General features: G+C 69.2%; 11 protein-coding genes. 8 read left to right on the top strand and 3 right to left on the bottom strand.

Annotation, left to right across the window (positions count from 1 at the left end):
• Positions 1-32: 32 nt before the first annotated feature.
• From tssE to G6O54_RS28130, 5 genes are all read left to right on the top strand, one after another.
• Positions 33-515 carry a type VI secretion system baseplate subunit TssE gene (gene tssE, locus G6O54_RS28150; protein WP_165230987.1) on the top strand — a complete coding sequence of 161 codons (483 nt, stop codon included), beginning with the start codon at positions 33-35 and terminating at the stop codon, positions 513-515.
• A gap of 1 nt (position 516) precedes the next feature.
• Entirely contained in the window at positions 517-2376 is a 1860-nt protein-coding gene (gene tssF, locus G6O54_RS28145; protein ID WP_165230985.1) for a type VI secretion system baseplate subunit TssF, read from the top strand.
• Positions 2377-2394: 18 nt separating this feature from the next.
• A complete protein-coding gene (gene tssG, locus G6O54_RS28140; protein WP_165230982.1) occupies positions 2395-3606 on the top strand; it encodes a type VI secretion system baseplate subunit TssG in 1212 nt (403 codons plus the stop codon).
• Between the two features lie 160 nt (positions 3607-3766).
• Complete coding sequence (locus G6O54_RS28135) at positions 3767-6154, top strand: bifunctional serine/threonine-protein kinase/formylglycine-generating enzyme family protein (RefSeq protein ID WP_165230979.1); 2388 nt, start codon at positions 3767-3769, stop codon at positions 6152-6154.
• A gap of 51 nt (positions 6155-6205) precedes the next feature.
• Positions 6206-10636, top strand: a complete 4431-nt coding sequence (locus tag G6O54_RS28130; RefSeq protein WP_165230976.1) for a WD40 repeat domain-containing protein — start codon at positions 6206-6208, stop codon at positions 10634-10636.
• Here the strand turns inward: G6O54_RS28130 and G6O54_RS28125 are convergent.
• Positions 10633-14100: a WD40 repeat domain-containing protein gene (locus G6O54_RS28125; RefSeq protein WP_165230973.1), complete on the bottom strand. Its 3468-nt coding sequence runs from the start codon at positions 14098-14100 to the stop codon at positions 10633-10635. The genes G6O54_RS28130 and G6O54_RS28125 overlap by 4 nt on opposite strands.
• Positions 14101-14211: 111 nt before the next feature.
• Positions 14212-15477 (bottom strand): hypothetical protein, encoded by a 1266-nt coding sequence (locus tag G6O54_RS28120; RefSeq protein ID WP_250847132.1) that lies wholly within the window; start codon positions 15475-15477, stop codon positions 14212-14214.
• Positions 15478-15616: 139 nt separating this feature from the next.
• Between G6O54_RS28120 and G6O54_RS28115 the strand changes: the two genes are divergently transcribed.
• The 3 genes from G6O54_RS28115 to G6O54_RS28105 all read left to right on the top strand — a co-directional run bounded on the left by G6O54_RS28115 (position 15617) and on the right by G6O54_RS28105 (position 20510).
• Positions 15617-15841 (top strand): hypothetical protein, encoded by a 225-nt coding sequence (locus G6O54_RS28115; RefSeq protein ID WP_165230970.1) that lies wholly within the window; start codon positions 15617-15619, stop codon positions 15839-15841.
• A gap of 159 nt (positions 15842-16000) precedes the next feature.
• A complete protein-coding gene (gene tssH / locus G6O54_RS28110; RefSeq protein ID WP_165230967.1) occupies positions 16001-18697 on the top strand; it encodes a type VI secretion system ATPase TssH in 2697 nt (898 codons plus the stop codon).
• Between the two features lie 301 nt (positions 18698-18998).
• Entirely contained in the window at positions 18999-20510 is a 1512-nt protein-coding gene (locus G6O54_RS28105) for a hypothetical protein (RefSeq protein WP_165230964.1), read from the top strand.
• A gap of 4 nt (positions 20511-20514) precedes the next feature.
• Here G6O54_RS28105 and G6O54_RS28100 read toward each other — a convergent pair whose 3' ends face one another.
• Positions 20515-23109 carry a beta strand repeat-containing protein gene (locus G6O54_RS28100; protein WP_165230961.1) on the bottom strand — a complete coding sequence of 865 codons (2595 nt, stop codon included), beginning with the start codon at positions 23107-23109 and terminating at the stop codon, positions 20515-20517.
• Positions 23110-23231 lie beyond the last annotated feature (122 nt).

Genomic DNA, 23231 nt, shown 5'->3' with positions numbered 1-23231 from the left:
CCCCGCGGGGGCCGGGCGAGGGACTCCGGGAAATGGCTCGAAACGAAATCCCGATCGGGCTCAATGCCTCGATCCTCGACCGCCTGATCGACCCGGAGTCCGACGGCACCGCGAGCCGGCCGGGCTGCACCATCGAGCAGATCATCGACTCGGTCCGCCGGGACCTGGAAGACCTCCTGAACACGCACTGCACCCGCGTCGACGTGCCCCCCCAGTACGCCGAGACCCGGCGGTCGATCGTGACCTTCGGGATGCCCGACCTGACCGCGTTCCAGTCCACCAAGGCCGGGGCGGCCTCCCGGGTCGCGGAGAAGATCGAGCAGGCCATCGCGCGGTTCGAACCCCGCCTCACCAACATCCGCGCCACCCTCATCGACGACCACGACGAGAAGCAGTTGAAGCTGAAGTTCCAGATCCAGGCGACGCTCCGCGTCGAGCCCTCTCCCGACGTCGCCTTCGTGACGGTGCTCAAGCTCTCGACCGGCGAGGCCTCGATTCAGCGGGTGGATTCGTGATATGAGCAAATCGCTTTATCATTACTACGAGCGGGAGCTGACGTTCATCCGCCAGCTCTCGCGGGAGTTCGCGGACCAGTATCCGGCCGCCGCCGCCAGGCTCCGCCTGGAGTCCAACCGGAGCACCGACCCGCACGTCGAGCGGCTGATCGAGGCGTTCGCGCTGCTCACCGGGCGGGTCCAGGCCAAGATCGACGACGAGTTCCCGGAGCTCACCGCGGCGATGCTGGGGGTGCTCTACCCCCACTACCTGGCGCCCCTGCCCTCGATGGCGATCGCCCAGTTCGTGCTGGACCCCGCGCGGGCCCAGATCCCCGACGGCTTCCTCATCGATCGGCTCAGCCGGCTGCGGACCATGCGGATCAACGATCAGCCCTGCCGGTTCCGCACCGGCTATCCGACGACCCTCTGGCCGGTGCAGGTCTCGGCCGCCCGATTCGCCCGCCCCCCCTACCCCGCCGGCCTGCGGCCGCCGCGGGGGACGGTCGCGGCGCTCCGGATCCAGCTCGACGCGATCGGCGGCCTGAGCTTCGCCGAGCTCTCCCTACGGTCGCTCCGCTTCTTCCTCCACGGCGAGGCGGAGACGACCGCCCTGCTCTACGAGCTGATCTTCAACCACGCCTTGCAGGTGGTCCTCCTGCCGGCCGACCGGGCGGCCGACGGCGACCCCGAGCCGATCCTCCTGACGCCCCGGGACGTCCTCCGCCCGGTGGGTTTCGACCTGGCCGACGGCCTCCTGCCCTATCCCGCGCCGTCGTTCCCGGGCTACCGCCTGCTGAGCGAGTTCTTCGCGTTCCCCGCCAAGTTCCTGTTCGTCGACGTCCACGGCCTCGAGGCGGCCTGCCGGGCCGGGTTCCGGAAGCGGCTGGAAGTGGTCGTCTTCCTCAATCGGGGATCGGAGAAGCTCGAGCAGGACGTGACGGCGACGACCTTCCAGCTCGGCTGCACGCCGATCGTGAACCTGTTCGAGAAAACGGCGGAGCCGATCATCCTCGACCAGTCCCGGTCGGAGTACCGGATCGTCCCCGACGTGGCCAGCCCGCTGGGGCTGGAGATCTACTCGGTGGACGAGGTGACCGGGGTGGACCCGATCTCGGGCAGGACGACCGGATATCAGCCCTTCTATTCGTATCGGCACGGCGTCGGCTCGGAGGCCCAGCGGACCTTCTGGTATGCGACGAGGCGCCCGTCCATGAGGGCGGATGACCGGGGCACCGAGGTGGAGCTGAGCCTCGTGGACCTCGGCTACGATCCGAGCATGCCGGCGGAATCGACCCTGGTCGTCCGGACGACCTGCACGAATCGTGACCTGCCCCTGACCCTCCAGGCGGCGGGCGAGCGGCTCACCCTGGAGCTGGAGGCCGCGGCTCCGCTGGCGGCCGTCCGCTGCGTGCGGTCCCCCTCGGCCCCGCAACGGCCGCCGCTCCGGCGCGGGCTCTACTGGAGGCTGCTGTCGCACCTGAGCCTCAATCACCTCTCGATCTCGCACGGGACGGAGGGCCGGGAGACGCTCCGCGAGATCCTCCGGCTCTACGACTTCTCGGACGCCGCGGTGGACCGCCAGGCGGCGGAGGTCATCCAGCACCTGATCGAGGGGATCGCCTCGGTCACCAGCCGCCGGATCATCGCCCGGCCGCCGTCGAACGACGGGGCGTTCTGCCGCGGGACGGAGGTTACCGTGGAGTTCGAGGAGGAGAAATACGTCGGCACCGGGGCCTACCTCTTCGCGTGCGTGCTCGAGCGATTCCTCGCGCTCTACTCAACGATCAACTCCTTCACGCAGCTCGTCGGCCGGACGACCGGAGGGGGCCCGCCGTTCCGCGTCTGGCCGCCTCGGGCCGGCGAGCGGCCGCTGGTCTAGGCCGCCGAGAGGAGACCGATGAGCATCCCCACGATCGACCCGGGCGAGGCCCGGGACGGCTCCGGCGATCCGGCGCGAGGGCTAGCCCCCACGGGGTTGGAACGGCGGCTCTACCGGGAAGGGTACGTCTTCGACTTCTTCCAGGCCGTCCGACTCCTCCAGCGACGGCGGGGGAGCGTGCGGGTCGGCGAGGCGGGCCCCCCCTCCGCGGAGGCGGTGAGGTTCCGGACCCACGTCTCGCTGGGCTTCCCGCCGAGCACCATCCACGAGGTGATCCGGCCCGCGCCCCAGGCCCCGCCGATCCTGGTGCACGCGTTCCTCGGGCTGATCGGGCCGAGCGGCGTCCTCCCCCACCACTACACCGAGATCGCCTATCGACTGGAGCGGGACCGCAGCTCGCAGAATCCCGAGAAGCTGGCGCTCCGCGACTGGCTGGACGTCTTCAACCACCGGCTCGTCTCGCTCTTCTATCGGGCCTGGGAGAAGTACCGCTTCCACATCCCGTTCGAACGCGAGCGAACCGCCGGGAGGCCCTCCCGGGGCGAGCTCGACCTTTTCACCGCCGGACTCTTCAGCCTCGTCGGGCAGCGTGAGGCGGGCTCGCGCGGGCGGATCCGGGTTGCGGTCCGCCTCCCCGGCGAGCACGAGGCCGGCGAGGCGGAGCGGCCGCTGGCGAGGGTGGAGGACATCGCGCTGCTCCGCTTTTCGGGGCTGTTCGCCAATCGGATTCGCTCCGCCGTCGGCCTCCAGGCGATCCTCCAGGACTATTTCCGCATCCCGGTGGAGATTCGCCAGTTCCAGGGGCAGTGGCTGGCGATCGAGCCGGCGAATCGGACCCGGCTCGAACCCGACGGCAACAACCAGCTCGGCTTCTCCGCCGTCATCGGCGACCGCGTGTGGGACATCCAGAGCCGGTTCCGGCTCCGGATCGGGCCCCTCACCTATGATCGGTTCCTCGACCTGCTCCCGGATCGCTCGCCCGTCGAGGAGCGGAAGACCCTCTTCCTGCTCACGCAGGTCGTCCGGCTGTACGTCGGCGCCGAGCTCGACTTCGACCATCAGCTCGTCCTCCGCCGATCGGAGGTCCCCGACTGCCGGCTGGAGGAGGGGGCCGGCTTCGGGGCCAGGCTGGGATGGAACACCTGGCTGCACGGCCTCCCGCTCGATCGCGACCCGGACGACGCCGTCTTCTTCGGCGAGGAAGTCATCCACCTGGGAGAGAGCTCGTAAGTCCAGGAGGAGTCGGCGAGAAGCGTGGATTACCCGTTCCGGTAAAGCGCGGAATGCGGATAAAATGATATCATGATTCTCGGGAGACAGGGGACGAGGCCGGCGACTGGCCGGACTCGTCTCCGGAAGACGGCCGATCCCCTCGCCGGGAGGCACCAGAATGAGACCCACGGACGAAGACAGCGGCGAGCAGTCGGACAACACCTGGCAGGGCTTGCCCGAGGGTGTCGCCGTGACGCCCGAATCCGACCTCAACAACCAGACGCTCCCGGCTGCAATCGGCCTGTCGACCCCTCCGCCCGATTCCGAGTATTCGGGCAGCGCCGACAGTGATCCCTCGGGCGAGGATTCCGCGTCGGCCGACGTGTCCGATTCCGGCGACGAGGGGAAGACCCTGAAGCGGCCGTCGGCGGACCGATCCGACGAGTGGGACCTCCTGCCGCCGCCGAAGATCGCCAAGGGGCAGATGATCTTCGGCAAGTATCGGCTCGTGGAGAAGCTCGGCGAGGGGGGAATGGGTGATGTCTGGCTGGTGGACAACGTGGAGCTGGGCCGGAAGTGCGCCCTCAAGCTCCTGAAGCCCCAGATCGCCCACAATGACAAGGGCTGGCGGCGGTTCCGCCGCGAGGCCCGGCTGATGGCGAAGCTCGAGCATCCCAACGCCATCGTCGTCCACGACTTCAAGCGGTCGCAGTCGATCGGCTACATCGAGATGGAGTACGTCCGCGGCCGGAGCCTGGACAAGCTGATCGACGAGCACAAGGAGAAGCCATTCCCGCTCGAGCAGATCGCGTCCATCCTGGACCAGCTCTGCGCCGTGCTCCACCAGGCGCACGGCCACCTCGATGAGGAGACCGGCAAGCCCAAGCCGATCATCCATCGCGATCTCAAGCCGTCCAACATCATGGTCCAGGACGGCAAGCCGCCCGGCCAGAACATCAAGGTCCTGGACTTCGGCATCGCCAAGATGGTCGAGGACGATTCGAACCAGGAGGCGACGCTGACGAACGTGGGGGACGTGCTGGGCACCCCGGCGTTCATGAGCCCGGAGCAGGTCCGCGGCGGGTGGGGCAAGCACGGGGAGAAGGAGCTCGACAGTCGCAGCGACCTTTATTCGGTCGGGGTGATCCTCTACCAGTTGCTGACCGCCAAGATCCCCTTCACCTCGCGCGATCCCCGCGGGATGATGGCCGCCCACCTGACCGAGACCCCCCGGACGATGAAGCAGGCCAACCCCGGCCGCGACGTCCCGCCGGCCATCGAGCGGCTGGTCATGCAGTGCCTCGAGAAGGACCCCAGCCGTCGGCCGTCGAGCGCCCAGGAAGTCGCACGCCGATTCCGCGAGGCGATTGGCGGAGCGCCCGCGCGGCCGGCCTGGATCGTCCCGGCGGCCGCGTGCGCGACGGTGCTCCTGCTGGTGGGCGGCCTCGGGTTCGCGTTCTGGCCCTCTCCCGGGCGGTCGGGACGAGACGAGGTGGATTCCCCGCCCGTCGCCGAACCGCCGACACCACCCACGCCCCCGCCGGTGAAGCCGGCGCCGCGATCGAGCCTGCCCGCCGGCTACCGAAACCTGCCCGGAAAGGCCGCCCCCGAGGATGGCGGCGAGCCCGCGCGGATCGAGCGAGTCGAGGGGGGCATCGTCTTCGAACGGATCGGGGAGGGCCTCTACCTGCCGGAGGGCTACGAGCCCGACAAGGTGGTCGACAACGTGGGCCGCTGGCCCCGGGTCGTGATCCGCAAGTCGGACGGGGTCCGGTTCATCCGGATCCACGGGCTGACCTACCGCCGGGGCGACCTGAAGACGCCGCCCGACACCGACGGCCTCGGGAATCCGATCAAGCCCCACTGGGTCCGCGTGAAATCGTTCTACATTCAGGAGAAGGAGGTCACGAACGCGGAGATCGAAGCCTATGTGATGGAGCACCCCGACCAGCGTGAGCTGTTCGCGGACTGGCGAGACCTGTACACCACCGACGGGCAGACCAGGATCAAGCCCGCGGCCGATGCCGCTCGCCTGCCGGCGGCCAAGATCGCCTATCACGCGGCGGCCCGGTTCGCGAGGACGATGAACGGCCTCTTGCCAACCGAGGCGCAGTGGGAGCTCGCGGCCAAGTCGGGGCAGGACGAGAACATCTATCCGTGGGGGAAAGAAGGAGCTCGACGCGTCGGCAATCGATCGAGGGCGAACGTGGGCATCCTTTCCGGGACCGCGTTCGTGGGGAGCTTCGAGAAGGATGTCACCGCCGATCACATCTTCGACATGGCCGGCAATGTCCGCGAACTCTGCCGCGACGGCTACAGGCCCTACTCGGAGTTCATCGTGTCCGAGAACACGAAGGAGAACCCCCTGGACGAACCTTGCTCGCCGCTGTCCAGCGACGGGGAAGGCGGCGCGGTCTCGGTGGCCGTCCGGGGGAGCTCGTTCCAGCAGTCGGCGACGATGTCCAGGACGTTCTTTCGCGACCGGTTCAAGGCGGACGAATCCTCGCCGGAGGTGGGCTTCCGCCTCGTCCTGGAATGCCCCCCCGATCCGACGTCGGGGGATTGACGGCCGGAGTCCTCTGAACCTTCTGGGCTCGCACGTTCCGGAGACCCGACCATGAAGACTCGCGTGGCCCTGGCGGGGTGGATGCTGGCGACGGCGATGCTCGCCACGGTCGCGACCCGGGCCCGGGCCGATGGACCGAAACGGACGCGTCCGCCGCAGGTCTGGGCGGTGATCGTCGGGGTGAGCAAGTACACGGATCCGGCCATCCCGGAAGGAGAGTCCGCCTACCGGCAATCGGCCCGGGTCCTCAAATGGTTCCGCGAGGCGGGCTGGGACGAGGAGCATCAGTTGCTCCTGCAGGACTTCGGGACCAGGGATCCCGGCTCCGTGGACCACCCGTCGGCGATCATCCTGCCGACCCGCAAGAACCTGGACTGGGCCATCGAGAAATGGCTCGACAAGCGGGCCGCGGCGGGTGACCTCGTGGTCCTCTACTTCGCGGGCCAGGCCGGGAGCGTGGTCTCGCGGCCGACGCCGCGATCGGAGCCGATCGTCGAGCATTTCCTCCTCCCCAACGATGCAGTCAAGGCGAGCCTGAACACCACCGGCTGGTCGCTCGACCGCGTGGTCGACCGCTGCGCCCTCAAGAAGATCCGGGTCGTCTGCTTCCTGGGGACCGGGGTCGGGGTCGATCCGGGGCAAGCCCAGGCCCCCGCGGACCCGCGCCAGCCCGGGGAGGCGGCCGGCAAGGCCTGGTTGCGACGCCTGACCCGTTGGCCGGGAGTCCAGGTCTGGCTGGCCTCCGACCGGCCGATGGGTTTCGGCCGGGCGGTCGAGCCCTCGGTGGCGTTCACCGACGCCCTGCTGAAGGGACTCGGCGACCCGAGTACCCGGCCGAACCTGGCCGAGGCCCTCCAGCAGCTCCGACAGGACGCCCGACTCTCGAACCAGGGATTCCAGTCCGCCGGCGCCGTGCCCGCGGACGTGAACCTCTGGCAGGTTGAGTTCGGCAAGGTGGCGAAGCCGCCCCGCCCCGAGATGCTCCTCCAGACGGGCCACGCGGATCGCATCACGGCCCTGGCCTGCGCCGGGGATCAGGGCATGGTGTTCAGCGCGAGCATGGACTCCACGGTCCGCGCCTGGTCGCTGGCCGACGGGTCGCTGCTCAACGTCTGGACCGGGATGTCCGTCGGAGCGACCGCGCTCGGGCTCGGCCGCGGGGATCGGCGGCTCGCGATGGCCGGAGGACGAGGGAGCCTGCACGTCGCCGAGCTGCCCTCGTTTCAGGTCGTCGACCCTGCCCGGCCGCCTCACGACCGGCGGGTCGAGGTCCTCGCCATGCTCCCCGACGGGGAGTCCGTGATTACCATCGATCGCGATGCGAACGCCATCCTGACCAAACTCACTACATCGCCCCTTGCGACAACGCCCTGGCCGGCCGAGGGTGTCCGCGTCCGCGACGTGGCCTGCGGCGGTGGCGGCACGGCTCCCGGCGTCGTGGCAGCCCTCCTGGAGGACGGTTCGATCCGTCTCTTCGACGCCCAGGGGGGCGAAGGAAGGCCGCTGGAAAAGGAGGGCAAGCCGCCGCTGGCCATCGCCGTCGATCCCGCGGGCAAGGTCCTAGCAACCGGCGACGCGGACGGTCGGATCGTACTGATCGAGGTCGCGAAGCGGAGCCGCTCCGAGGTCGCGACCGGGGCCGCGGCCCGGCGGATCCGCCTCGCCTCGACGGGCTGGCTGACGGTCGGCCATGACGCGGGGCTGCGGGCGATCGCTCCGCCGGCCGCGGACGGATCGCGCCGGGTCATCGATCTCCGCGACCGGCCCGCGGCCTGCACCTCCTTCTCCTCGAACGGGCGCTACCTGGCCGCCTGCGATGCGGGGACGGGGGCGCTCCACGTCTGGCGGCTGGACGGTGCCGATGCGCCTCGCGTCGTCCTCTCCGACCCGCTGGCCGGGGCGGCGTCCGTGGCCCTCTCCGGCGAGGGCGACCTCCTGGTCGTGGGGGGACTCACGGGCCGCGTCGCCGCCCGAGAGATCGAGCCCGCGAATCGCGGCGTCGCGCCACGGGGATGGACGGTGGAACGGAGCACCGGGAAGGTGACCCAGGTTTCCACGAGCGGCTCGCGGCGGTCCCTCCTCCTCGTCTCCGGGGCTGGGTGGGCGACGCTCTGGGACCTGAAGGAGCGGACCAGCCGGAGGCTCCCCGGGTCGTGGAAGTCGGGTGCCATGCTGTCCGATGACGAAATGGTCCTCGCGGCCGGCCCGGGCGAGCGGTCGACCGCGGGAAAGCTCGTCCGCGTCCGTCGCGATCGGGAGCGATCCCGCTTCCTGACCGACCCCGCGGCATTCTCGCGAACCCGAGGGAGCTTCACGATCCCGCCGCGGGTCCTGCTCGAGGGGATCGTCGTCAGCCCCGATGCGAAGCGGATCGCCGCGACGGCCAATCCGGCCCAGCGCCCGCTCGTCTGCGTCTGGGATGCGAGGTCCGGCGAGCTGACCCACTGGATCACCGGCCTCCAGGACGCCGCGGTCAGCCTGGACTTCTCGGCCGACGGCCTGCATCTGGCAACGGCCGGCAACTCGTCGGCCGCCAGGCTCTGGGACCTGACGGAGCCCGGCGAGAGGAAGACGCCGGAGGTCGTGTTCGAGGATCCCAACGCCGGCTCCGCGAGCGTGACGGCCGTCGCAATCCGGCCGGGGTCGCGCCAGCTCGTCACGGGACGTCAGGACGGCCAGGTGGACCTCTGGAGCTGGGAGGCCGGCAGGGCCCGCCTGGAGGTCCCCCGGCTCGTCGAGCTCTATTTCTCGGGCAAGGTCCACGCGCTGGCCTTTACCGAGAAGGGGACGCGGCTGGCGGCTGCCGGCGACGGGAACTCGATCTGGCTCGGGACGCTGGAGGGAGCACCCCGGGCCGTCGACGACCTGAATGCTCTCCGCCCGCACCACTTCGAGCAGATCAACGACCTGATCGCTTGGCCGGATACCTCGATCCTGATCAGCGCCAGCGACGACACGACGGTTCGGTTCTGGGACCTGAAGCAGAAGTCCCTCTGGGGGACCTTCACGGCGAGCGTGCCGGGTCCGGACGAAACGGGCAAGGACCTTCCCCGGGTGGAATGGGTCTTCTACACGCCCGACGGCTTCTTCGACGCGTCCACGAGCGGTCAGAAGCTCGTCCATTTCCGCCGGGGGGCGAGGGCCGACGCCATGGAGCGATACGAGGAGACGCTCTATCGGTTCGGGCTCGGCGAGTCCTTGCTGGTCGGCCAGGCTCCCCGGCCCAACCCGCTCGAGGAGGCGCCCCCGATCTCCATCCTGGAGCCGGCTCGACCGGACCCCTCGATCGAGCGGACGACCCTGCGGGTGACGCTCGGCGATGCGAACTGGAGCGAGCTGGCCCTCTACCACAACGATCGGCCCATCCCCACCGGCCTGGACCCGGCCAGGCGCCCGTTCCCCTCCGAGTTCCGGGTGGACGTGCGGCTCGTGAAGGGAGAGAACCGATTCAGCGTCATGGCGAGCCGCGACGGGTCTTACGCGAGCATCTCCGATCCGATCAAGGTCGTCTACGACGGGCCGATGGAGCCGGGCCGGGTTCATGTCGTGGCGCTGGGTGTGGGGGCGTATTCGAAGCGTCAGCTCAAGTACGCGAAGCCGGACGCGAGGAGTCTCGCGGACGTCCTCCAGAAGCGGGGCAAGGACGGCAAGGGGACGATGGGCGTCCGTGCCTACCTGCCGGACGCCGAGGTCAACGAAACGACGATCGAGGATGCCTTCGACCAGATCCGGAAGGTCGTGGCGGAGAGGCCGCAGGACAAGGTCGTCGTCTTCCTGGCCGGCCACACCGGCGTCTTCGACGATCGTTTCTGCCTGCTCCTGCCCAGGTATCCGTTCCCGGACGACGCGCCGGAGCTGGTCGCCATGCGGGGCGATGCCCCCCGGCCCGCGAGCGGTGCCGCACCCGATCCGGACTCCGTCCTCCCCTATGCTTTCCTGGCCCTCAACCTCGGGCGCCTCAATGCGCTGGACCGCCTGGTCATCGTGGACGCCTGCCAGGCGCAATCGATCCTCAACGACCCGCAGGTGCTCCAGATCCAGAAGTGGAGCGAGATCCAGAACCGCAAGACGCGGACCAGCTATCTGCTGGCGGCGAGGCGGAACGAGCCGGCCCTCGAGGTGGATCCGCTCGGCCACGGGTTGTTCACCTACACGCTGCTCCGAGGGCTCGGCGAGCTGGACACGGCCGACGATCCTGACGAGATCCGGAAGCTGAATCTGCCCGCCGATGCCGATCGAGACGGCGACCAGGTCCTCACGACCGCGGAGCTGATCGCGTTCGTGGACGATCACCTGAGGGAGATCTCCGGCGTCTTCCCGGAGATCGTCGCGACCCGCGAGGCTCGCGTGTCCGGCGGCCGCCCGCGGACGAGTCGCGATCGGCTGGTCCAGAACCCCCTGCTCCAGACATTCGGCAGCCCATTCGCCCTGGTGCCCGTGAACCGGCCGAACGCGTCTCGGGCCGGCGAGGATGCCCGTTAAGGCTTGCCGAGGACGTCCTGCGGGTCGACGGAGTCGGGATAGAATCCGTCGGCTTCCTGGACGCGCTCGCTCAGGTCCCTGACCTGCTGCACGAGGCGAAGCCGGAAATCCTCGAGCGAGTAGGACGCATTGCCCACGCCCTGGAGGCCGGCGACGACCCCCTGCGCGAAGACGCCCTGCCCGGACAGCCGGCTGGTGTCGCTGGGGCCCTCCTTGGAGGCCACGAAGCAGATGACGCCGCGATTCTCGCGGAGGTCGCGGATCCAGGCCTTCACGTCCGATCGGGGCGCCCCCTCGGGGAGCTGATGGACGCCGTCCACGAAGACCAGGACCCGGCAGCCGTAGTCGCTCAACCGGCCCAGGATGTCGGAGATCTCGGTCGCGGGGATGGAGGGCTGGATCGCTCCGCCGCCGTTGAGGGCGCTATCCGCGACGGCGACGTGCGTTTCGTTGCCGAAGCTCAGGACGTGGGAGGCGATCACCACGGCGATGACGTCTTCACGGCGTAGCTGCTTGGCGTTGATCCGTTGAAAGAGCCCCCGGAGCGACTGGTTGACCCGCCGGGAATCCGCATCGGCTCCCGCCAGGATGATCGAGTCCTCCGGTCGTCCGCGGTCGCACGGATCGCCATCCCGGGTGACGAGATGACCGGAGATCGCCCCGGCCATGGTCACGGCGTCCGAGTCCGCAAACGGGACGGCGGGGAGGAGGTCCGGGTTCCTCGTGAGCCCATTCCCGACCGCCAGGACGACGAGCCGGCCCGGCTTCGGGCGGGGCGGGGCCGGCGGCGGGACTGGGGGAGGCAGGTAGATCATGTCCACCCAGTCGGACCGCCGCGTCCGATCGACGCTGGTCGCCTCGACCGCCAGCCTGACCCGCCGCCGCGGCTGGAGCTGAAGCTTGACCGATTCCTGCACGACGGTCGCCGGGGCCGCGAGCGGCCGGAGGTTGATCGCCTCGCCGTCGACGATGATCCGCCTCGCCGTGACCTGCGACCAGGCCGGGGCCGCGATCCGGACCTCCACGCTCGGATCGGGCTGGCTCAACGTCCAGAGGATCCCCGGCGCGGGGAGCCGGACGCCGCCGCGGACGGGCGCGAATTCGATCGCGGGCGGCTGCCGCTCGAACGCCAGCAGGTCGAACGTCGGCAGGCCCGCGGGCATGCCGAGCGCGGCGGCCGCTCGATCGATGCTGCCCAGGCCCCAGACCTGCTCCAGCACCCTCGGCTGGAGCATCGTCGCGGCATAGGTGCCGATCGGGACGAAATCCGTCGACCGGCTCGCCCGATAGTCCGGGTTGATGTGCCAGCCGAGATGGCGCGCGTCGCCGGCGATCGACGTATCGTAGAAGCCCTGCGGAGTCCAGCAGACCCACTCACGATCCGTCCCCAGGATCAGCGAGAGGGCCGCGGAGTTCCGCTTGCTGGTGCCGCGCTGGGGCATCTCCACCTCGACCATCCCGAAGGGAGGAGGCAGGAGGATCCGTCGCCGGACCTTGAAGGCCACGACGTCCAGCGACGGCACGGCGAGCCTCGCCCGATCGAGGAACGCCTCGATCTGGTCCGGCTTGCTGATCTCCTCGGGCGCGGGGGGGCGCTGCACGCCGATTTCCTTGATGACGTCGCCGCGGAGGAGGCCGAAGGCGGCCGCAAAGCCGCGGGGCTGGACCTCGGTCGTCATCCAGGTCCCGTCGGGTCGCGGGACGAAGGTCGCACCAAGGGCCGGCCGGACGTCGCAGCCCTCCAGCGGATAGAACTGGATCGTCTGGTCGACGGAGCTGCTCGCCAGCCACTTCCCGTCCGGAGACGGGACGACGGAGACGACCGGGCTGCTATGGGCGGCGAAGTACCGCGTCCGTTCGCCGGTCGCCAGGTCGAAGACGGCGACCCCGGCCTCGCAGCCGACGGCCACCGTCGCCCGGGGATGACCGGGGCCGGCGGGGATCATGGTGGAGCACCACCAGTTCCGATCCGTGGCCCGGCTCATGATCAGGCGGTTCACGCGGCCGTCCTGATTCACGGCCTCGAGGACGAAGGTCCCGAGGTTGCCGCGGAGGCTCCAGCCCTCCACGGCCGGGATCGGACCGGAGAGCGGCTCGCGGGGATCCAGCCGGCGGGTGATCCGCCCGGCCAGGTCGAATGCGACCCGTTGGGCGGGAGCATTCGGGCCCCCCCGGTCGCGGACGAAGGTGATCGTCCGGCTATCCGCGGTGAAGGCCAGGTCGAAGGGGGTACTGCCCGTCCCCTTCAACTCGGCCGGGGCGGCATCAAGCCTGGTCATGTCGTGCACGAAGACCGACGCGGAGTGGCCGCCGGCGAACGCGAGCCGTCTCCCCGACGGGCTGAAGGCGCAGGCGAGGACCTGGCCGGGGACGGGAAAGCTCCGGAGGAGGTCTCCTGCCGGCATCTGGCGAATCTCGACGACCGACGCCATCCCGGGCGGATCGATGGGATCGGCCCGGTCGGACTTGAGGCAGATCGCCAGCCGCGTGCCGTCCGGACTGAACGCGAGGAACTCGATCGGCCCGCGTCCGGCCTGCATCGGAATCTGCCCGATCGGGAACTGCGTCAGGCCGCGGGCGTCGAATCGGAAGACCTCTCCGGCCTCGCGGCCGATGACGATGGACGACGGGCCGAAGGCCAGCGTGTTGATCGCGGACGGTCCCCGATCATTGGCGGGGTAACGGTCCAGGGCGGCTCCCGTCGCGGCGTCCCAGAGGCGGGTCGTGCCATCCGCGCCGGTCGTCGCCACGCGGCCGCCGTCCGGGCTGAACGCGACCGCCCGCACCTGCCCCTCGTGGCCGGCAAGGACCGCCCGGGGCGTGAAGGCCGGCACATCCCAGAGGATCGCCGTGCCGTCCGCGGCGCACGAGGCCATCGTCCGCCCCGCCGGATCGAAGGCCAGGCCGAGCACCGGCCTGGTATGACCCCGTGCCGCGGGGTTGCCCTCGGGCGGGGGCATGAGCCGCCGGAAGACCTCGCCCGTCGATTGCCTCGTGCCGCTACCCGGCTCGCCGCCGCCGTCGGAGCCGGGGAAGCGGAAGATCGTCATGTCGCCGCGGCGCGATTCGACGCCGATCCCGGCCACGGCCAGGAAGGACTGGCCCTGGGGATCGGGCCGGCTCAGCGCCATCGCGTAGATCGTCCCGGCAGCCCCGCGCCAGATCATCGGGCGGAGCGTCCGGGCCAGCCGAGGCCGGTCCTGAAGGTCCCAGACCTTGACCGTCTTGTCCTCGCCCCCGGAAAGGAGCGTCGCCTCACCTTGCCAGAGCAGGCTCCGGACCCGTGCGTGATGCCCCCCGGTTTCCACCACCAGGACCGGCTTCCGATAGTTCCTCACCTCATCCTGGCCGACCGCCGCGCCCGCCGCCAGCCCGAGGCCGAGGAGACCGATCGCCGCGATTCGAGGGATCGAGCCCCGGCCGGGATGCGGAGAGGACCTTCGCACGAGATCGACGCGGCGCATGGTCTTGCTCCTGGATGTCGACACGGATCGCCTTATCATGCCTCAGATTCACTCGTTCCGGAAGGAATTGTGACATCTTCCGGTCCAGAATCGAGGCCGACACGACCCGGCTCAGCCGCCGCCGACGGGGAGGGTCAGGAGCGGCCCACCCGGCTTCTCCTCGGATTCCTCGAGGGCGAAGAGCATCTCCAGGATCGCCAGCGAGGCCCGAGAGCTCACGTCGTTGGGGGCGATGTAGAACCAGTAGCCGCGGTACTGGATGGCCACCTCGGATCGCTTCGGCCGGTGCCGATCCGAATGGACGAAGAAGAAACCGCGGGTCACGACGGTCCAGTCGAACGGCATCCCGTCCGGCCCGCGCGTCGTGGGCGCGATCCCGCACTCGACGTGCTCCGCCGGCACGCAGACCCCCTTGGACAGGAACGTCAGGACCTGGAGGACGGACCGGAGGTTGATGTAAATCGTCGCGCCATCCTCACCGAGCGGGCCCGGCTCGCGCGCGGTGGCGTCGGCGCTCAGCTCGGACTTCACCTGATAGATCCGGCGGCCGGGCGCGAATCGGTAGATTTCCGCCAGCCGTCGCAGGTCCGGCGAATTGACGTAATTCGGGCGCACCTTGAGGATGAGGCCCCGCTCGCGCTTGACCAGCGTCACCTTGTTCTGGCCGCGAGAGCGGAAGACATAGCCGTCCTTGGCCGCGTTCAGCAGGTCGGTCCCGCGGACCGAGCTGGACGGGACCGCCTCCGAGGAGTCCTCGTCATCCTCGGTGGTGCCGATGAGCAGCTCCATCGCGTCCCGCTCGATGAGCGAGGCCAGCAGTTGGGCACCCTCGCGGAACCGGGCGTTGTCATCCGGGGTCCGCGGGGAGAGCACCGTCGCCTGGGTGGCGTTCCGGACGTCGTTGAAGTCGTTGATCGTCAGCATCAGGAGCTGCTCGATGTTCGCCCCGAGTGTGACCAGGCTGAAGAAGTCGGCCGAGAGGGGCGTCAGCAAGGCGCGGGCGATCTCGCGACCCTCGCGGGGGTGATAGCTGAGGGTGGGGGTGTCGCGCGCGGTCACTCCCCCGACACCGAGACTGGTACGTCCCGGGAACTGGAGGCCGTAGCCGCCCTGATAGTTCCCGCTGCCGGCGACCTCGAACTGGCTGGTGATGTTGGGCAGGTCGATGAAGACCGGCGAGTCGGCGTACCGAAGCCGGACGATGTTGAGCAGGAGCTGCTCGTCGTTCGTGTCCCGATAGGCCTCGTTGTAGCGGAGCCGGCTGAACTTGACGGCCCTGGGCCCGAGACAGCCACACGCACCCGCCGCCGCCAGCAGGACGATCAGCCCGCGCGCCCATCCGCCTCGTCGCCCTCTCCGACCCCGCCGCTCGACCATGCGTCCCCGCCGTTACAGTACGGGCCCGGCTCGACTCCGCGGGCGCGGGGCAAGAGCCCGGACATCCCTGCTTATCGGCGGAAAAATCGATACCCTTGATACAAATCGCACGATCCGGGCAAATTCGGGGGTCGGACTCATGCAAGCACTGGGTGTTGTGGTGGTCTGCATCGCCACGGCGGTCCTCTACGGGATTCTCCACGACCAGGTCACCGCGAGGATCTGCCTCGACTACTTCACGGTGGCCCACCCGCCGGTCTTCGCGACCGAGTCGCCCACCTGGCTCGGAGCCGGCTGGGGCATCGTCCGCGTCTGGCGTTCACGCTCGACCGCACCCTTCGAGGTTTCCCCCGCGAAGGCATGACGGTCCCGCGACCGAAATCCGGATATGACGTCAGGGGATTGGGTCGTCGCGGCCTCTGCATCGTCGGCTTCTTGATTGCATCGCTCGCGCCGTCCGTCTACGATCCTCAGGCATCACGTTCACTGGCAGGTCGCCCGGGATCATCGAGGAGCGTTCGCGATGGGTGTCGAGTCGTCGGCCCTGGTGAAGACTCTGAACAAGACGTGCCTCAACGCGCTCCAGGCCGCGGCGGGCCTCTGCCTCTCGCGGACCAATCCGAGCGTCGAGCCCGAGCACTGGCTGTTCAAGCTCGTCGAGCTGCCGGACACCGACGTCACGAGGATCCTCAAGCACTTCGAGGTGGATCCATCCCGGCTGACGGCCGAGTTGACGAATGCCCTCAACAAGCTGCGGACGGGCAATCAGCGGACGCCGTCGCTCTCGTACAAGATCGAGCAGTGGCTCCGCGCGGCCTGGGTGCTGGCCTCCGTCCAGTACCAGTCGCGTCAGATCCGCTCGGGGGTGCTCTTCCTGGCCCTGCTCGACGACGACGAGCTGGGACGGCTCGCCCGCGACTCCGCGCCCGAGCTGGCGAAGATCAAGACCGAACTCCTCCAGCCGAACCTCATCCGCCTGGTGCAGGGCTCGCCGGAGGACGAGGCCGGCGCGGTGGCCGCCCCGGCCGGCACGCCGGCCGGTCAGCCGGGCGCGGTCTCGAAGACGCCGTCGCTCGATCAGTTCACGGTGAACCTCACGGAGAAGGCGAAGAAGGGGCAGATCGATCCGGTCATCGGCCGCGAGCCGGAGGTCCGCCAGATGGTGGACATCCTCATCCGCCGCCGCCAGAACAATCCGATCCTCACCGGCGAGGCCGGCGTCGGCAAGACGGCCGTCGTCGAGGGCCTGGCCCGGCGGATCGCCGAGGGGGACGTGCCCCCGTCGCTCCGGAACGTCGTGCTCCGGACGCTCGACCTGGGGCTGCTCCAGGCGGGCGCGGGGGTGAAGGGCGAGTTCGAGAACCGCCTCAAGGAGGTCATCGCCGAGGTGAAGGCGTCCCCGGTCCCGATCATCCTCTTCATCGACGAGGCCCACACCATGATCGGCGCGGGGGGGGCCGCCGGGCAGAATGACGCCGCCAACCTCCTGAAGCCGGCGCTGGCGCGCGGCGAGCTCCGCACGATCGCCGCCACGACCTGGGCCGAATACAAGAAGTACTTCGAGAAGGACGCCGCCCTCACCCGCCGGTTCCAGGTCGTCAAGGTCGAGGAGCCGACGGAGGACGTCGCCGTCCGGATGATGCGCGGCCTGACGAAGATCCTCGAGAAGCACCACGGGGTCCGCATCCTCGACGAGGCCGTGGACAGCGCCGTCAAGCTCTCCCATCGGTACATCCCCGCCCGCCAGCTCCCGGACAAGTCGGTCAGCCTGCTGGACACGGCATGTGCCCGGGTGGCGATCGGCCAGAACGCCATCCCGCCGGCCGTAGAGGACAGCCGCCGCCAGATCGATCACCTCCAGGTGGAGATCGAGATCCTCGAGCGCGAACGGGCCACCGGCATCGCCAACCAGGACCGGATCGCCGAGCTGAAGCAGTCGCTCGAGGACGAGCGCTCTCGCCTGGCCGCCCTGGAGAAGCGCTGGGAGGATGAGAAGGCCCGGGTCAAGGAGATCCAGGAGCTGGCCGCGAAGATCGAGGCGGCCGATCAGGACGAGCGGGCCAAGCACGCTGGCAAGGACGCCCCCTTCGAGCCCTCTCCCGAGCTGGCCGCGATGCAGGCCGACCTCCAGGAAAAGATCGCCGCGCTCCGGGGATTGCAGGGTGAGACTCCCCTGCTCCAGGTCTCGGTCGATTCGCAGACCATCGCCGAGGTCATCGCCGGCTGGACGGGCATACCCGTCGGCAAGATGCTGGCGAACGAGATCCAGACCGTGCTGAACCTCGGCAAGAAGCTGGGCGAGCGCGTGATCGGCCAGTCGCACGCCCTGGACGCGATCGCCCAGCGGATCCGCACGGCGCGGGCCAACCTCACGGACCCGCGGCGGCCGATCGGCGTCTTCCTCTTCGTCGGCTCCAGCGGCGTCGGCAAGACCGAGACCGCCCTGGCCCTGGCCGACTCGCTCTACGGCGGCGAGCGGAACCTGATCACGATCAACATGTCGGAGTACCAGGAGGCCCACACGGTCTCGAGCCTGAAAGGCTCACCGCCGGGCTACGTCGGCTACGGCGAGGGCGGCGTGCTGACCGAAGCCGTCCGCCGACGGCCCTACAGCGTGGTGCTGCTGGACGAGGTCGAAAAGGCCCACCCGGACGTCCTGGAGCTCTTCTTCCAGGTCTTCGACAAGGGGACCCTGGAAGACGGCGAGGGCCGCGAGATCGACTTCAAGAACACCGTGATCCTGCTGACCTCGAACGTGGGGACCGAGACCCTGATCAAGCTCTGCAAGGACCCGGACACGACCCCCACGCCGGAGATCCTGGCGGAGGCCGTTCGCCCGGACCTGCTCGCCGCCAAGTCGGAGCGGGGCGTCCAGATCTTCAAGCAGGCCTTCCTGGGCCGCCTGATCGTGATCCCGTTCTACCCCATCACCGACGACGTCATGCGTCAGATCATCAAGCTTCAGCTCGGCCGGGTGGCGCGGCGGATGGCCGAGAACCACAACGCCCGGTTCAACTACTCCGACGCGCTCATCGACAGCATCGTCGGCCGCTGCCGTGAGGTCGAGACCGGCGCCCGCAATGTGGACCACATCCTGACCCGGACCCTCCTGCCGGAGATCTCGCAGGAGATCCTCGGCCGCATGGCCACCGGCCGGACCATCTCTCGCGTCGACGTCTCGGTCGACGACCAGGGGGCGTTCACCTACGCGATCGATTGAGGGCACCTCCCCGTCCGAGCGTCCCCCCGCCTCACGCAACCACCCAGGCCCGAAATCCTGGTTGGCTCGGACGTTTCGTCATGATCCGGCAATTCCCCGATATTGGTTTATTCCGGATCATGAGCGCGATGTGTTGATCCGATACTAGTTACGGAAACGGCATGGACGCGCCCTGGGGCAGCGGGGGACGATCCCCTCACCGCCCGTCCGGTCGTGGCGTGGGATGTCCGAACGCCCGGGAAGAGCCCGGGTCGGAGCCGGAATCGGATCGCCAGACGATCTCACCGGAGGGAAGACTCAGATGAGACAGGACCGGAAAGCACCCGCAGGGCTGGCGACGCTGGCCTGGGCGGCCTACTTCTGTGCCTCTGTTCATGCCCAGGACGGAGGGCCGGCATGGCCCAGCCCCCAGGCTCAGGGGCCAGCCCCGGCCGGCGGCCGGCCGGCCCGGTTACCGATCGGTGACCTGAAGAATCCGTTCCAGGAGGCCCCGGCCGCCAGACGCGGCGTGGTGGGATGGATCAGTCAGCGTCCTTCACCGCAGGTTCCCGCCGGCCCGGCCGGCCTGGCCGGCCAGGGGCTCACCGGTCAGCCCCCTGCGGCGGGTCCCTATTCCACGTCTCCCATCCCGGGCGAGTTGCCGCCGCAGGGCGTGGCGCCCGGGATGGCGGATGCCGGCGCCGCGGCGCCGCCGGCCGCCCCTCAGCCGGGATCGCCGACACCGGCACCGGGGCCGGCTCCCAATGCCGCGGCGGAGGCCTTCGCCTCGGCGGCCGGGATGGCCGGGCCTGGGTTCGGCGGCGGGAGCGAGGCCGCCGCTTCCTCGTTCCCGATGTTCGGCGACCGGGGCCCGCTCTTCGCGCGACAGGCCGCGCGGTTCCCGGGGATCCCGACGCCACTCCCTCCGGGCGTGCCGCGTGCCGGCGCCGGCCCGGGATTCCTGGCCGGTCGTTCCGTCGCCGCGATCGTCCCCGCCGTCCGCGCCTTCAAGATCGCCGACAACCAGTATCCGCGCCCCGTGGATCGCGTCTGGGTCAACTTCAACTACTTCGACGGGGTCAACTCGGGGCTGAACAGCATCCTCCAGGCGCCGATCAAGAACATGCAGGTCTACAACGAGACCTTCGGCTTCGAGAAGACGTTCCTGGACCAGCAGGCCTCGATCGGCTTCCGCCTCCCCGTGAACACGCTGACCATCCAGAGCGGGCTGCAGAATCTCCACGGGGCGCACACGTCGGTCGGCGATCTCAGCTCGTTCGTCAAGTACGCCTTCTATGCGGACGATCGGGGCAACTTGCTCTCCGGCGGGCTCGACCTGAGCTTCCCCACCGGGCCCAGGGCCTTCGCGGGCTATCCGTCGCTCGAGGGGATCAACGCCTTCGAGATCCAGCCCTTCCTCGGCTACATCTACACGATGGACCGGGCGTACGTGCAGGGCTTCACCTCGATCGCCGTGCCCGCCCACCAGAAGCTGGCGACGATGTACTACTTCGACATCTCGATCGGCTATTTCCTCTACCGCTCTCGGGATCCTCGGGCGCTGATCTCGGCCATCGTGCCGGCCTTCGAGACGCACCTCAACCAGCCGCTGAACTGGGCAGGCTTCCAGCCGCAATACGTCGGCAGCACCCCGACGGTCGTCGACCTCACCTTCGGCCTCAACGTCGGGATCGCCAACCGGGCCACGATCTCGACCGGCTACGTCCGTCCGGTCACCGGACCGACCCCCTTCGACGGCGAGTTCGCCCTGATGCTGAACATCCCGTTCGGTGCCCGGGGACGAACGCTGCCGATCACGCCGCCGGTCTTCTGATCGCTCAGCCTCGGTGCGGACGGGGGGCCGTCCGGTAAGAGCGGGCGAGCCGGCGGAACTTCCTGGCCGCGGGAGGAACCGCGGTGACCGCGACGCTGGCCGTCCGGCCCGTCGCCACCGCCCCCACGATCGGCGTCGCCTGGCCCGAGTTCGGCTCGCCGGAGTCTCGCCCGCCGATCGTGTTCGAGCGAACCGTCGTGTTCACGAAGATCCCGCCTCGACGATTCGGCAGGGTGGGACGCCCCGAAACGTTGAGCCCGAGGGCATTCCCCTGGACGATGTTGCCGGTTGCCCCGCTCCCGAAGAGCTGCACGCCGACAGAGCCGCTGGCCGCGATGAAGTTGCCGTCGCCCGAGGCGGGCCCGCCGATCAGGTTGCTGGGCGCGTTGTTGATGAAGATGCCGTCGAATCCGTTGCCGATGCCGGCCCCGCCGGTCGAGTCGAGTCCGATGAAGTTGCCCAGGATTCGGTTCGCCGAGGCGGTCGCGCCCGCGATCTCGACGCCGATGATCCGGTTCCCTGAGACCTGGTTCCCCCGGATCAGGTTGCTCGGCGAGCCGTTCACCAGCACGCCGATCACGGATCCCTGCAAGCCGTTGAGGCCGGAGGCATCGGTCCCGATCCGGTTGTTCAGGACCTGATTCCCGGTGGAGTTGGGGCCGTAGACGTAGACGCCGACCCCTTCATCGGTGCCGGCGCCGTTGCCGGTGATCACGTTCCCCGGCCCGATGATGTTGGAGACCGATCCATCGCCAAGGAAGACGCCGATCGAGGAGTTCCCCACCGCTCGCGTACCGGTCGCGTCCGTGCCGATGAGGTTGCCCTGGACGACGTTTCCCGATGCGCCGGAGCCCGTGATGTTCACGCCGGCCCCCTGCTCGCCGTTCGTGCCATTCCCGGAGATGATGTTCCCCGGGCCCACGGTCGTGTTCGAGGCACCACCGATCAGGATGCCGTCGAGATGATTCCCGAGGGCCGCGTCCCCGGCCAGGTTGAGCCCGATCCTGTTGTCGGTGATCGTCGTGCCCTGGACGTCGGCCCCGTCGACCTCGATGCCGTGTCGTCCGTTCCCCGAGATCAGGTTGCCGCTCAGTGTGTTCCCGACGGTCGCCCTCGTCAGGACGATGCCGTCATTGGCGTTCGGGATCGCCGCCTGGCCCGTGCCGTCGGTGCCGATGAAGTTGGATTCGATGAGATTCTTGGTCGAGCCGGAGCCCCGGATTCGGATGCCGTTCGCGGCCACGCTCGAGGTGCCGTTCCCCGAGATCAGGTTCCCGCGGACGATCGTCCCCGAGGAGTCGACGATTTCGATGCCCTGGACGGAATTCGGGACGGCCGACTTCCGGGCGGCGTCGGTGCCGATCGCGTTGTTCTGGATCGTGTTCTGGTTCGACGATTCGACGTCGATGCCCTGGGCCTGATTCCCGGAGATCACGTTTCCATCGCCCGCCCCCGTGCCGCCGATCAGGTTTCGGGACGGTTGGTCGAAGAGGAGCACTCCGGGCCCGCCATTGGCCACCGCCGCGGTCCCCGCCGGGTTGAGCCCGATCAGGTTCCCCTGCACCGCGTTCTGCTGGGCTCCGGAACCGACGATCGCGATCCCCGATCCTCCGTCCACCCCGTTGCCGGAGATGACGTTCCCTCGCACCGTGTTCGTCGCGGAATCCTGGAGAGTGATGCCGGAAAGGCCGTTCCCCAACCCCGTCGCGCCCGCGGCATTGGTGCCGATGAGGTTGCCCAGGAAGGTGTTCGCCCCCCCCTGGACGAAGGCCCCTTCCTTGCGGTTGGCCGCGATCAGGTTGCCCCCCCCGCTCCCCAGCCCGCCCACCGTGTTCGAGTCGGTCTGGACGCGTAGCCCGGCGACCGCGTTGCCCAGCGCCGCGGTGCCGGTGGCATTGGTGCCGACGAAATTCCCCAGCAACGTGTTATTCGTCGCCGAGTTCCCCCCGCTCCTCTGGATGGTGATCCCATCTCCTCCGTTGCCCGAGACAACGTTTCGCTGGCTCGCCGCGGTGCCGCCGATCGTGTTGCTGGACGACGCGACGAGGATGCCACTCTCCGCGTTGGGACGCGCGACGGTGCCCGTCACGTCGGTCCCGATGTAGTTCCCCGTGACGAGGTTCCCGTCCGCTCCCGACCCGCTCATGGAGAGGCCATGGCCGGAGAACTCGTTGAGGACGAGTCCGCGGATGACGTTGTGGCCGCCGATCAGCTTCAGGCCGTCGCCGGACGCCAGCGGACCCGGCGTGATCTCGATGGCCGGGTGGGTCGTGCTCGCCCCCGTCTGCGATTGCTGGCTGAGCCCGTCGATCGTCAGGAAGGATGTGAAGACGGTCGGGAGGGGCGTCAGGACCGTGATGGTCCAGGACTGAGTCGCGGGGTTGTAACCGTTGTCGTTGGTCGGGATTTGAAAGACGATCTCATCGCCCGATTCGCTGGTGCTCAGGGCATACCGGAGCGATCCGGGCTCCGCGAAGTCGGCGGTCGTGGTGACCGGGATGACGGCCAGGAGGAGGCGAGCCTCGCAATCGAGGACGAGCGGGCGATAGCCCCGGCGACGTGGCGCATGCCGGTGCGCCTGCGGTCTCGTTCCGAACACGGCCGTCCTCCCCCGGGAAGGTTTCTGCATCCGTGACCGCTCGCCGGCGAGACGAGCCCGCGCCTGATGGGTCACCCAAGGTTAGCCGATGCCCACTCAGAGTCAAATCATGAGCGGGTTTT

Origin of the sequence: Aquisphaera insulae (genome assembly GCF_011064615.1) — a bacterium.
In the GTDB taxonomy this organism is placed as follows: domain Bacteria; phylum Planctomycetota; class Planctomycetia; order Isosphaerales; family Isosphaeraceae; genus Aquisphaera; species Aquisphaera insulae.
This window is presented reverse-complemented; position numbering and strand designations above follow the sequence as displayed.

Bases quoted from the DNA above. Each gene is read 5' to 3' on its own strand.
- tssG (WP_165230982.1), top strand. From the start codon at position 2,395: ATGAGCATCCCCACGATCGACCCGGGCGAGGCCCGGGACGGCTCCGGC.
- tssF (WP_165230985.1), top strand. From the start codon at position 517: ATGAGCAAATCGCTTTATCATTACTACGAGCGGGAGCTGACGTTCATC.
- G6O54_RS28120 (WP_250847132.1), bottom strand. From the start codon at position 15,477: ATGGTCGAGCGGCGGGGTCGGAGAGGGCGACGAGGCGGATGGGCGCGC.
- tssH (WP_165230967.1), top strand. From the start codon at position 16,001: ATGGGTGTCGAGTCGTCGGCCCTGGTGAAGACTCTGAACAAGACGTGC.
- G6O54_RS28135 (WP_165230979.1), top strand. From the start codon at position 3,767: ATGAGACCCACGGACGAAGACAGCGGCGAGCAGTCGGACAACACCTGG.
- G6O54_RS28115 (WP_165230970.1), top strand. From the start codon at position 15,617: ATGCAAGCACTGGGTGTTGTGGTGGTCTGCATCGCCACGGCGGTCCTC.
- G6O54_RS28125 (WP_165230973.1), bottom strand. From the start codon at position 14,100: ATGCGCCGCGTCGATCTCGTGCGAAGGTCCTCTCCGCATCCCGGCCGG.
- G6O54_RS28130 (WP_165230976.1), top strand. From the start codon at position 6,206: ATGAAGACTCGCGTGGCCCTGGCGGGGTGGATGCTGGCGACGGCGATG.
- G6O54_RS28105 (WP_165230964.1), top strand. From the start codon at position 18,999: ATGAGACAGGACCGGAAAGCACCCGCAGGGCTGGCGACGCTGGCCTGG.
- tssE (WP_165230987.1), top strand. From the start codon at position 33: ATGGCTCGAAACGAAATCCCGATCGGGCTCAATGCCTCGATCCTCGAC.